Below are 13,060 nucleotides of genomic sequence, written 5' to 3' on the forward strand. Positions count from 1 at the left end.
GCATATAACGTAACAACACACGGAAACGGTCAAGTGTCATACGGCGCTCGTCCGACATACAACAAGCCAAGTAAAACAAATGCATACAATGTAACAACACATGCAGATGGTACTGCGACATATGGTCCTAGAGTAACAAAATAAGTTTATAACTCTATCCATAGACATACAGTCAATACAAAACATTACGTATCTTTACAACAGTAATCATGCATTCTATGATGCTTCTAACTGAATTAAAGCATCGAACAATCGAAAGCATATTTCTAAATTATTTATTCATTATAGTCTTAAACATAACATGACCTAATATATTACTAACCTATTAAAATAAACCACGCACATCTATGTGATATACGACAATCACAGCAATAATAATTGCTTTAGAAAGTCGTACCGAACTGGAACTTACAAGTCTAGTTCGAACACACTGATGTGAGTGGTTTTCTTTATTTTAAACATGAACAATCAGATAAGTTACTAGCATTAGCAAATATTATTAAATCAAAGGGCTTCGATTCATAAAATTTAAAACAATGATTAAAATTAGACGTGTAAATGTTAAATTCTAAAACGGAAATACCCGCTATCCTATTAAACCACTTTTTGGTTCAATCACTATATTTCACACAGCTTCAATAATAAAACGAAACTGCTTCAATCCGCTTCAACTTCAACCTACCTCATTCAGTAACCAAACGAATCCGCTTCATCCAAAATCAACCATTCTAACGCACATACTCAAATATAGCAGCTGCACCCATACCGACACCAATACACATCGTAACCATGCCGTAACGGCTATCGGGACGTCTACCCATTTCATTAAGTAAACGCGCGGTTAACATTGCTCCTGTAGCACCTAATGGATGACCTAAAGCAATAGCGCCACCATTCACATTCGTACGTGATATATCTAGACCTACTTCTTTAATAGATGCAATCGTTTGAGAAGCAAATGCTTCGTTCAATTCGATCAAATCAATATCTTCAACAGATAGATTGCTGAGTGACAATACTTCAGGAATCGCATATGCAGGCCCAATACCCATAATTTTCGGGTCAACGCCTACTGCCTTATAACCAACGAATCGTGCAATAGGTGTCACGTCGAGTTCTTTCACTTTATCTCCAGACATTAAAACTACAAATCCTGCACCATCAGAAAGTGGGGCAGATGTTCCTGCAGTCACAGTGCCGTCAGCTTTAAATACTGTACGTAATTTGGCTAGTGCCTCCATCGTGGTGTCAGGTCGTATAAATTCATCTTGGTCAAAGATATTTGTGTGTACTTTTGGTCCTGCGTTTGTATATTCAACTGAGTTTACTTGTATTGGAATAATTTCATCTTTGAACCGACCATCACGTTGTGCGTCATAGGCACGTTGATGACTTCTGACAGCATAAGCATCTTGATCTTCGCGTGATACGTCAAATTGGGATGCTACATTTTCAGCAGTTAAACCCATAGGATATGACGCACCTATATCATCATATTGTAAGGTAGGATTGTTTGTGGGCTCGTTGCCACCCATTGGTACGGCACTCATCAATTCAACGCCACCAGCTACAAGCATATCTCCTTGACCAGCCATAATTTGATTGGCTGCAATCGCGATGGTTTGTAATCCTGATGAGCAGTAGCGATTCACTGTTTGACCCGGTACCGTGTCAGATAATCCCGTACGCAATGCAATCGTTCGTGCAATGTTTTGTCCTTGTAATCCTTCTGGAAAAGCCGTACCAACAATGACATCTTCAATCATATTCTTATTGAATTTTCCGTCAATACGTTTCAATACGCCTTGTAATACTTTGGCTGCGACATCATCAGGTCTTTCGTGGAATAATGCGCCTTGCTTTGCTTTCGCTGCGGCTGAACGCCCATAAGCTACAATGTATGCTTCTTGCATGGTTATCATCCTCTCTTAATGACTATCTTTTAATTACGTAATGGCTTACCAGTTTTTAACATATGCGCAATTCTTTCATATGATTTTTTAGATTTTAGTAAGTCAATAAAGCCAATTTTCTCCAACGATTGAATGTAACGTTGATTGATAAATGTATTTCTTGGTAAATCACCACCCGCTAAAATTGTGGCGATATTTAAGGCAATATGATAATCATGGTCGCTAATAAAATGACCCCGTCTTTGCGCATCTAATTGTCCTTGGATCAATGCTTTGAAGTCTTCGCCTAAAGCGATATATTGATGTCTAGGATTCGGAATATAGTTTGTTTCTGCTTCATATTTCGCACGTTTGAGCGCAACTTCGACACGTTGTGCTGTATTGAAAATAATCGTATCTGTATCACGTAAATAACCATAACGACGTGCTTCAAAGGCATTTGTAGAGACTTTCGCAAATGCGATATTCGTCAGTACTTTTGTCATGGAAGCTTGTTTGTCATCAAACTTATGCGATGTGCGTAATATGCGATCAGCCATTTCTGCAAGGCCACCGCCACTCGGTAATAAGCCAACACCTGCTTCAACAAGACCGATATATGTTTCACTTGCAGCGACAACAATAGGTGAGTAAAGTACAAGCTCACAGCCACCGCCTAAGGCACGACCTTGAACAGCTGTGACTACTGGTTTCAAACTATACTTCAAACGATTAAAGCTATAGTGCAATTTATCAATTGATTGTGCAACGACATCATCTACAAGACCGTCTTCATGTGCCTTTTTCATTAAGAAAAGGTTAGCACCCACACTGAAATTATTACCATCTGCATAAATAACCATACTTGTGTAATGTTCATTTTCCAGTAAATCAATCGCATCAACTAACGCATCGTTGAATTCATCGGTAATGACATTATTTTTACTTTGTAATTTCAGTAGCAGTTGATTATCATGAGTTACGGAAAGTTTGGCATCACCTTTATCCCAAAGTTCATCTTTTACGAAGTGAGAAACAGGTGTTGCATATTCAATGGTCTCATCTTGTTTATAAAAGCCACCATCTAAATCACTAATCCATTGTGGTAAGTCTCCAAGTTCGTCTTCCATACGTGTTTTAACACGTTCATATCCCATTGCATCCCATAATTGGAATGGACCAAGTTTCCAGTTGAACCCCCAGACAAGCGCACGGTCTATGTCTCGGAAATCATCGGTAGCTTTAGGTACATTGATAGCAGAGTAATAGAAATTATTACGTAATGTCTCCCATAAAAATAGTCCCGCTTCGTCTTGCGCATTGAATATGACATCAAGGTTATGCACTAAGTCTTTATTAAATTCATTTAAAATTGGTAATTGTGGTTGCGATGCAGGTACATAATCTTGCTTTTCAACATCGTAAACAAGTCGAGCTTTAGTTTCTTTATCCTTTTTGTAAAATCCTTGTTTCGTTTTACGTCCGAGTGCGCCATTTTCAAACAACGTATTTACAATTTTGACATCATGAAAATAAGGTGTTTCTTCAGGTACTTGTTGCATGCCTTTAATTACAGACACTGCAATATCTAAACCGACTAGGTCAGATAGGGCATATGTACCTGTTTTAGGATGACCAATCGCTTGCCCAGTTAAAGCATCTACATCTACAATGCTTAACTTGTGTTGCTCGGCGCGATACATAATATCATTCATTGTTTGCGTGCCGACTCTATTTGCGACAAAGCCAGGCACATCATTGACGACTATGACACCTTTACCTAACGCATTTTGCGCGAAATTTTTTACATCTAATATGATAGATTCCTTCGTGTGTGACGTAGGTATTAACTCCACTAATTTCATAATACGTGGTGGGTTAAAGAAATGTAGACCAAAGAATCGTTCTTGATCCTTCTCGTTAAATGCTTGAGCAATCGCATTAATTGGAATACCTGATGTATTTGTGGCGAATAAAGCATCTTCTTTAGCATGTTGTAGAACTTGTTGCCAAACAGCATGCTTAATTTCAATATCTTCTTTGACTGCTTCGATATATAAATCAGCATCATCATTTACCAAGTCATCATCAAAATTACCATATGTTAAATGACTCGCTAGATTTAAGTCGAATAGTAGCGGTCGTTTCTTATCTGTAATTTTATCGTAAGATTTTTTCGCAATGAGATTTGGATCGTTTTTGTCCACTACAATATCTAATAGTTTTACTTTAAGTCCAGCATTCACAAAGAGTGCTGCCAGTTGAGCGCCCATTGTGCCTGCGCCAAGAACGGTTACTTTATTAATTGTCATAGTGATTCCTCCAATTTAGTTGAGGATAAGATAACCATTAAGATAATTGGAATAACGTTGCTATTTTATAAAATTAATTAAGTATCTTTGACAGTCATCTTAGCCTCTTATTTAAGGAAAAAGCTTTATGCTTAAAATAAGTCTTTTTTAGTGAAATTAATGCATCTCATATAATTCTTTGCTATTTATACGAAAGCAGAATCTCCAGTCAAAGCGCGTCCAATTACTAAGGCATTAATTTCATGTGTACCCTCGTACGTGTAAATCGCTTCTGCATCAGAGAAGAAACGTGCAATATCATAATCGTCAGCTAGTATGCCATTACCACCTGTAATACCGCGGCCCATAGCTACTGTCTCACGCAAACGTAAGGCATTCATCATCTTCGCCGTTGAAGTTGCAACCTCGTCATATTCACCATGTGCTTGCATATTAGCTAATTGAGCACATGTTGCCATTGCTTGAGCTAAATTACCTTGCATCATTGCTAGCTTTTCTTGTATTAACTGATATTTACTAATTGGTTTGCCGAATTGCTTACGCTCAGTGACATAATCTAATGTGGCACGTAAAGCGCCAGCCATACCACCAGTAGCCATATAGGCAACGCCTGCTCTTGTTGAATAAAGAATTTTAGCAATGTCTTTAAAGCTTGTTATGTTTTGTAAGCGATCCGCTTCATCTACTTTGACATTAGTTAATTTAATTAGTGCGTTAGGAACAATGCGAAGTGCGATTTTATTATCAATGACTTCAATATCGACGCCATCTTGTTCTGGTCTGACTACAAAGCAATGGGGTTTGCCAGTTTCTTTATTTACTGCGAATACTGGAATGACATCAGATACATGTGCACCACCAATCCATTTCTTTTCACCATTGATAACCCAAGTATCGCCCTGGCGTTCAGCGACTGTTTCAAGACCTCCCGCAACGTCCGAACCGTGTTCTGGTTCAGTTAAAGCAAAGCATGTACGCAGTTCATGTGACTGTAATTTAGGTACATATTTCGCAATTTGTTCTTTGCTACCTCCGAAATAGAAAGTGTTATGCCCTAAACCTTGGTGAACACCGAGTAGGGTAGCTAAGGAAATATCAAATCGCGCGAGTAGGTAAGACATGAAAAACTGAAATAGTTGACTAGGCATTTTGGCGTTTGGACGATCTTTGTATAGTAATGGATTGTTAAAATAATTTAATTCTCCCAGATCTTTAAAATAGTCCTCGGGTACAGTAGCGTCTATCCAATGTTGATTAATATTTTCACGGTACTTACTTTCTAGCAATGAATCTACTTGTTGTAAAAATTCGACTTCACCGTCTGTTAAACCTTTAGCAATACTAAGTACATCTTCAGGAAATAATGTTTTTAAGACTGTTTCTTTTTCAAATGTCATATAAATTCCTCCTAAAAATAATATGAATACTAATGTGAAATACATTTAATTCAAAAACAACACGTTTCACATGTAAACGTTTACACTAAATATCAAAAATTTTTATCACCTTTAAAGTGTTTGTGAGACTTTGTCATTCATCATTTGTCGAATCGCAAGTTTATCTGGTTTCTGCGTACTGTTTAACGGCATATGTGTCACTGGTACATACATTCTTGGGACTTTATAACCTGCTAAACGACTTCGCATATGTTGATCTAAAATTTCAGCGTAATTTGGTTCATCTTCGCGAAGTATAATGGCTGCAGCAATTGACTCACCATATTTTGGATGATCATAGCCAACGACCACACACCGGTCTACTAGTGGATGCTCAGCTAAAGCATTTTCGACTTCGGATGGTAAGACATTTTCGCCACCAGTTATGATTAATTCTTTTTTGCGGTCAATAATAAATATATCGCCATCGTCGTCCATTTTTGCTAAATCTCCTGTCAATAAGTAACGACCATGAAACGCTTTGGCAGTCTCTGCTGGTTTATTCCAATATCCTGGCGTGACATTTTTAGCCTTAATTGCAAGTTCGCCAATCTCACCAGTAGGTACTTCTTCACCGTTATCATCAAGGATACGTGCATCAACAAACATGACTGCTTTACCAATACTCATTGGTTTACGTTTTGAATTTTCCGGTGTATTAACAAGTACAAGAGGTGCTTCAGTTAAGCCATAGCCATTAATAATGTTTATGCCATATTGTTTAAAAGCTGCTTGAATACTTGGTAATGGTTGTGAACCACCTTGGATGATATAATCCATAGCTTTAAAATTTTCAGGATTAAAATTACTAGCACGTAGCGTACTATAATACATTGTCGGAATCATGATAATAAATGTAGGGTGATATTGTGCAATCATGTCATTCAATTCTTCGCCGTTAAAGTAACGTTGAAGAATAAGTGTGCCACCTGACATTAATACTGGTAATACAGTATCGTTAAATCCTAAAACATGGAACATTGGTGTTGATACAATCGTAATATAGTTTGAATTGAACTTATACGTCAGCTCTAAGTTTGCGCCGTTATGAACAAATGATTCATATGAGAACATCACACCTTTAGGTGATCCGGTTGTACCACTTGTATAAATTAATGCTGCAAGATCTTGTGGTTCAACAGGTGTTGCTTGAAAAGGTTGGTGATAATCTGGATTTACGATTTCATCATATTGCGCTACATCAATATCCATATGCAATAAGTTTTGGTCAATATCGGTGAGTGAACTTAAATGTTTTTCAGCATAGAAGAGCAGTTTTAATTGTGCATCTTCCACAATGGCTGCAATTTCTTTTGGGTTAAGCCGCCAATTCAATGGTAAAAAAACTGCACCTGTTTTAAAACAAGCAAATAGTAAATCTAATATTGCAATATCATTTGGCGCAAAAATACCGATAACATCGCCTTTTTTAACACCTTGAGATGTTAAATAATGTGCCATATTATCAGCGCGTGCATTGAGTTGTTGGTATGTCCAAGATGTTTGTTTTGCGTGATCAATAACGGCAGGCTTGTCATCATCGAAGTCTGAACGCGTTTTTATCCAATCGAAATTCATTAGTATACCCCCTTTAGCTTCACTTTCATACTTTATGAATTGATTGTTTAAGTTGTCCCCATTTTTCTTTGTAAATGCTGGTATCAATTAATTTTAAATGATCAGCAATAATTGGTTTAAAAGCCATTTGATTTAAAATATCTTTATGCAAATCAAGACCTGGTGCAATTTCAATTAGTTTCAAGCCTTGATTGGTGAGCTCGAATACTGCACGATCAGTAACAAAATAGACTTCTTGCTCGAGTGATTGTGAATATTGTGCATTAAAGTCGATATGGCTCACATCTGATACAAATTTCTGGTTTTGTCCTTCAGTTTCAATGTTTAATCGTTGATTATGACATGTGACATGACTGCCAGCTACAAAAGTACCTGAAAAGATAATTTTATTTACAGATTGTGTAATGTCTATAAAGCCGCCACATCCATTTAGTCGGTCATTGAAGTAAGACACGTTGACATTGCCGTATTGATCAACCTCAGCAAAGCTAAGATAGGCAACTGATACACCATTGTTATAAATAAAATCCCATGCTCGATCATGAGGCATGCGCACATCTGCATTGTAATTCATACCAAAATGTTCACGACTCCCAACGAATCCACCGAAAATGCCAACATCTAGAATCGGTTGCACATCATGTTCAACACATTCTTCATGCAATAAATTAGAGAGTTCATTATTGATGCCATAACCGATGCTAATTGTATCGCCATAAGTTAAAAACTGAGCAGCACGTCGGAGAATCAATTTGCGACTATTAAAAGGTAATGCGGGTTCAGGTATTCCATCAATTCGTTCTTCTCCAGACAAGGCTGGTAAATAATGACTCTGAATTACTTGGCGGTGATTCTTTTCATCTTCTGTGACGTATACATAATCGACAAGATTTCCTGGGATAACAACTTCATTCGGTTTTAGTTGATAGTCGTCAACTAAAGCTTTAACTTGTACAATAACTTTCCCATGATTGGCTTTCGTGTTTAATGCGACATGATAACACTCGCTCAAGTACGCTTCTTGAGTTAAATAAATGTTACCTTGTGGATCTGCGTATGTTCCTCTCAGTAGTGCCACATCAACGCTAGGGAATGTGTAGTGTAAGTATGTTTCATCGTTGATGGTTACTAATGAAACTAAATCATCAGTTGTTCGTGTATTTACTTTACCGCCACCGTATCTAGGATCAACAGCTGTGTTTAATCCGATTTTAGTAATAACTCCAGGTAATAATTGATTACTCTGACGATAATGAGTTGCAATGATACCTTGTGGTAAAAAATAAGCTTCAATGTCATTATTTTTCATTGCTTGTGCCGTTTTGGAAGAAGCCGTTAAAATGCTCATAATGACACGTTTAATCATACGACGTTCTATAAAATCATCTAAATCCGGTGCGGCACCTAAACTATGGATATCATTCGCTAATATAAACGTTAAATCATTGGGCGTATGATATGTGTCATGTTGCGCTAACACAGCACGTAGAACTTCGGCGGGTAAGTTGGCTACAGCTAATGCTGGTAAACCAATCACATCACCATCCTTAATGATATGTTGTAAGTCGTGCCATGTGATTTGTTTCAAGCAAGTCACCTCCATCACATTTGATAAAATATAGCGTTTTTACACTTTGTGTAAACCCTTACAAGAAATATAACATAACGGCGTTTAAAATCAATTAGAAATATCTTTTTATTCTGATAATAGACACAGTATAGACACATTTTAATGGTCGATAACAATTGTAATATCAAGGGTTTGTAATGAATTGAATATCATTAAAATACTTATATAAAAATATTGCTCGGAATATAAAAAGTTAAATAGGTTTTGATTTTCAAATATGGAATACAAGGCGCCCAATCGAACAAAGTATTTATATTAAAATATGGAAAATCCATCAATATTAAATTAAAATAGTTTTATTATAAAAAGTGAAAGTAGGAAAGTCTATGGAAGGTCTTAATCATCGAAGAAATACAGAAAAAGAAGAGACAACACAAACGCAATCAGTTGCACCTAATACAGGTGAAGAGGTGATGTCATCAGCAATTACACAATCAACTAAGACGTCCGACATACATAATGAATCTATCGATAAACAAATGGAAGACAAAGCGCATGAAACAGCTCAAAATGCAGATTTAAAAAATGAAGCAAGAAGTTTATTTGATAATGCAACCAAATCAATCGGTAGACTAGCGGGCAATGATGAAAGCTTAAATCTTAATTTAAAAGATATGTTTTCTGAAGTATTTAAGCCACATACTAAAAACGAAGCAGATGAAATATTTATAGCGGGTACTGCTAAAACTACGCCAGCAATTTGTGACATATCAGAAGAATGGGGGAAGCCATGGCTCTTTTCTCGAGTATTCATCGCTTTCACAGTAACATTTATTGGATTATGGGTCATGGCAGCGATTTTTAATAACACTAACGCCATTCCGGGTCTCATTTTTATAGGAGCTTTAACAGTACCATTATCGGGTTTGTTCTTCTTTTATGAATCAAATGCGTTTAAAAATATTAGCATTTTTGAAGTTATTATCATGTTCTTTATTGGCGGCGTATTTTCATTACTAAGTACGATGGTATTATATAGATTTGTCGTTTTTAGTGATCAATTCGAAAGGTTTGGTTCTTTAACATTTTTCGATGCATTTTTAGTAGGATTAGTTGAAGAAACTGGAAAAGCGCTCATTATTGTTTATTTCGTCAATAAATTGAAAACAAATAAGATTTTGAATGGATTATTAATCGGTGCTGCTATTGGTGCAGGGTTCGCAGTTTTTGAATCAGCAGGTTATATTTTGAATTTCGCTTTAGGGGAAAATGTCCCACTATTAGATATTGTCTTCACACGTGCGTGGACTGCGATTGGTGGTCATTTAGTTTGGTCAGCGATTGTTGGTGCTGCAATAGTTATTGTGAAAGAACAGCATGGCTTTGAATTCAAAGATATTTTTGATAAACGCTTTTTAATATTCTTTTTATCAGCCGTTGGTTTACATGGCATTTGGGATACATCTTTAACTATACTTGGCAGTGATACGTTGAAAATATTTATTTTAATCGTTATTGTGTAGATACTTGTATTCATTTTAATGGGGGCAGGTTTAAAACAAGTGAATTTACTGCAGAAAGAATTTAAAGAACAACAGAAAAAAGTAGACGAATAATAATTAAAGCTTATGTTGCGCATATGTTTGTGACATAAGCTATTTTTATAATTAGTCTTTAAAAGAGTGGAAGTGGAATACTTTTTTGGAGTTAAAAAAGTGTTTCACGTTAAACAAATAGTGACAATTAGGTTTATATAAAATGAACATGATTCACTGAAAGTATGTAATAATCATTTTATTGAAATTCATCAAACAGAAATTAATACAATCATATAAGCAAATTAAACCACGCCATAATCATATTGAATGACTTCGGCGTGGTTTTTATAGTTGAAGCAGGGCTGAGACATAAATCAATGTCCCACACTCTCTTATCGTTCAATCGTTGTTCGATAATCGATTAAATAGATACCTTCAGGTGTTACTTTATAATTTTTAACCTTAGAGTTAGCAGCGACTATTTGATCGTTGTAAGCAATATAACTGTTTGGTACATCTCGACTTGATAATTTAATAATATCATTAGAAATATTGTGACGTTCCTTAACATCTACAGTGTGATTCAATTGATTAATTAAAGCATCAACGTTGCTATTATTGTAGTCTCCTTTATTAATAGCACCATCTTTTTTATATGCTTGATTAAAGAAATAGCCTGTATCTCCACGAGGAATCGTTCCGAAACTATACATCGTTGCATCCCATGCAGAACGGTCTGTTAAGTAACCTTCTATGTCATCAACACTTTTAATGTCGATTTCAATATTAGCTTTTTTAGCATCTGATTGTAATACTTGCGCAATTTTCGATAGCTCTGGACGACCGTCATACGTAATTAACTTAATTTTTAAAGGGTGTTCTTTTGTATAACCATCTTTAGCTAATAACGTTTTTGCTTGTTCGATATTTTGTTTGGTTAACTTAGGTTCTTTAATATATGGAATTTTATCATTAAATGGACTCGTTGCAGGTTTCGCGTAACCTTGATAAATATGATCTGCAATACCTTGTCTATCAATGATATGATCTAATGCTTCACGAACGGATTTAGTCATTTTTTTATTAGTATGATTATACATAATTAAAGAAGTTCTAAATCCAGATTCTTTTGACACTTTTAAATTTTGATTGTTTTCTATGTCTTGAACTTTATTAACTGGGACATCAGTTATTAAATCATCTTTTTGAGATTCTAAATTTCTGACGCGATTATTGCCGTCTTCTTGGTACGTCACAGTAATATGATCAAGTTTCGGTTTACCTTGCCAATAGTCCTTAAAATTCGACAATGATATTTTTCGAGATTGCTTATAATCTTTTATTTGGTAAGGGCCTGTACCAACAGGAGTTTGATTAACATCTGATTTAGCATCTGTATCATAAATTGCCATAAAAGGATTAGCTAATTCAGATACAAGTTCAGGGTAAGCGGAGCTGGTTTTAATTGTCAGTTTTTGACCTTTAGCGGTAATTGATGATATTGGTAATGAATATTTGACCAAGTCGCTTTTTTTCATGCTATTTTCAAGGCTAGATTTCACTTTTTCTGCAGTCAATTTTTGACCGTTTTGAAATTTAATATTATCTTTTAATTCTATATCTAACGTTGTATCATTTGGTTGATGATACGATTTCACTAATACTTTTTCTATTTTTCCTTGATCATTTGTTTTAAATAATGATTCTGCAGCACCAATCTTAACTGGTACATCTGTTTCATAAGGTGCAATAGACTTTGTTTTTAACGGTAACGAAATATTTAAGTCTTTGCCAGATGAATGCATTGAGCCACATCCTGATAACACTAATACTGCAGAAAATATAGTTGCTAGTCTTTTAAACTTCATTTCATTAACACTCTCTTTCTAATTACTATGTAAAACCCAATAATTAATATTTTAAAACTTTATTTTGTTAAAGTAAAATGTTGTTCAAGTTTAGTAATTATCAAAGTTCAATTAATTGTAGTAATTATGCTTTTTAAAAATAAATATTAGAAATGAAGTTAGCGACATGTATAGTGATTCACGATAAACATATATACCTAAGTATTGAGCAGCTGCTGTAGTACTACAGCTTGGTTATGTTTAGTATCTTTTGCTGCATATAACAATAGAACATGATTATGCTGATTTACAATATCCTTTAATTTTTCAAAAGCATCTTTTTGTGCATCCTGATCACGTAATTCTTTTTCGTATTTTTCTTTAAAAGCTCCAAAAAGTTTAGGATCATGTTGGAACCATTGTCGCAACTCAGTAGAAGGGGCAATGTCTTTTAACCAATAATCTAGGTTTGCAGTTCTTTTCGAAATACCTCTTGGCCAGACTCTATCGACTAGGATACGAATAGCGTCGGTATTATCTTTATTGTCATAAATCCGTCCAATATCTACGGTCATCTTGTGAACTCCTTTCTTATGAAATTCAGTGAGCATACGTCAATGCATGTTGGGGTGGGACGACGAAATAAATTTTGCGAAAATATCATTTCTGTCCAACTCCCAATTAAAAAACAGCCATGACAAAGTAAAGTCATAGCTGTTTTTGTATAGATGTCATTTATTTTTACGTTTAGTTAAATACTTCAAACCAATTGCAAAGACCATGTACCCGGCTATGGTTTGTATCAATGTTTTAATTAAATTATTATTTTTAACAATAATATTTGCAGTAACAATACTTACGAAATATAAGATAAAGTCCGTATAATT

General features: G+C 35.4%; 9 protein-coding genes and 2 pseudogenes. 2 read left to right on the forward strand and 9 right to left on the reverse strand.

Annotated elements, in window-relative coordinates:
- The coding region (locus JV528_RS14140) for a hypothetical protein (protein WP_162664988.1) at positions 1-144 on the forward strand (144 nt) is incomplete at its 5' end.
- Positions 145-325: 181 nt separating this feature from the next.
- Here JV528_RS14140 and JV528_RS14145 read toward each other — a convergent pair.
- The 6 genes and pseudogenes from JV528_RS14145 to fadX form a co-directional block, all read right to left on the reverse strand.
- Positions 326-430: pseudogene (locus JV528_RS14145) on the reverse strand (hypothetical protein); the annotation flags it as partial.
- A gap of 298 nt (positions 431-728) precedes the next feature.
- Complete coding sequence (locus JV528_RS14150; protein ID WP_001154639.1) at positions 729-1,913, reverse strand: thiolase family protein; 1,185 nt, start codon at positions 1,911-1,913, stop codon at positions 729-731.
- Positions 1,914-1,942: 29 nt separating this feature from the next.
- Positions 1,943-4,204, reverse strand: a complete 2,262-nt coding sequence (gene fadB / locus JV528_RS14155) for a 3-hydroxyacyl-CoA dehydrogenase/crotonase FadB (RefSeq protein WP_204177099.1) — start codon at positions 4,202-4,204, stop codon at positions 1,943-1,945.
- Between the two features lie 185 nt (positions 4,205-4,389).
- Positions 4,390-5,601: an acyl-CoA dehydrogenase FadE gene (gene fadE / locus JV528_RS14160; RefSeq protein WP_000142189.1), complete on the reverse strand. Its 1,212-nt coding sequence runs from the start codon at positions 5,599-5,601 to the stop codon at positions 4,390-4,392.
- 111 nt (positions 5,602-5,712) lie between these two features.
- The gene (gene fadD, locus JV528_RS14165; protein ID WP_001008398.1) at positions 5,713-7,218 is read right to left on the reverse strand and encodes a long-chain-fatty-acid--CoA ligase FadD; all 1,506 of its coding nucleotides are present in this window, start codon (positions 7,216-7,218) and stop codon (positions 5,713-5,715) included.
- Between the two features lie 25 nt (positions 7,219-7,243).
- Positions 7,244-8,806, reverse strand: a complete 1,563-nt coding sequence (fadX, locus tag JV528_RS14170; RefSeq protein ID WP_065315775.1) for a fatty acid degradation protein FadX — start codon at positions 8,804-8,806, stop codon at positions 7,244-7,246.
- Between the two features lie 455 nt (positions 8,807-9,261).
- On the opposite strand from fadX, the pseudogene JV528_RS14175 reads away from it, so the two are divergent.
- Positions 9,262-10,404 (forward strand): annotated as a pseudogene (locus JV528_RS14175) (PrsW family intramembrane metalloprotease).
- A 314-nt stretch (positions 10,405-10,718) separates the two neighbouring features.
- Here JV528_RS14175 and nikA read toward each other — a convergent pair.
- From nikA to JV528_RS14190, 3 genes are all read right to left on the reverse strand, one after another.
- Positions 10,719-12,194, reverse strand: a complete 1,476-nt coding sequence (gene nikA / locus JV528_RS14180; protein WP_069993939.1) for a nickel ABC transporter substrate-binding protein — start codon at positions 12,192-12,194, stop codon at positions 10,719-10,721.
- 197 nt (positions 12,195-12,391) lie between these two features.
- Complete coding sequence (locus tag JV528_RS14185; protein WP_000215216.1) at positions 12,392-12,748, reverse strand: DUF488 domain-containing protein; 357 nt, start codon at positions 12,746-12,748, stop codon at positions 12,392-12,394.
- Positions 12,749-12,904: 156 nt separating this feature from the next.
- Positions 12,905-13,045, reverse strand: a complete 141-nt coding sequence (locus tag JV528_RS14190; protein ID WP_260049541.1) for a hypothetical protein — start codon at positions 13,043-13,045, stop codon at positions 12,905-12,907.
- Between the last annotated feature and the right edge of the window lie 15 nt (positions 13,046-13,060).

It is taken from the genome of Staphylococcus sp. GDB20D11A, from assembly GCF_016893255.1.
GTDB lineage: Bacteria > Bacillota > Bacilli > Staphylococcales > Staphylococcaceae > Staphylococcus > Staphylococcus aureus.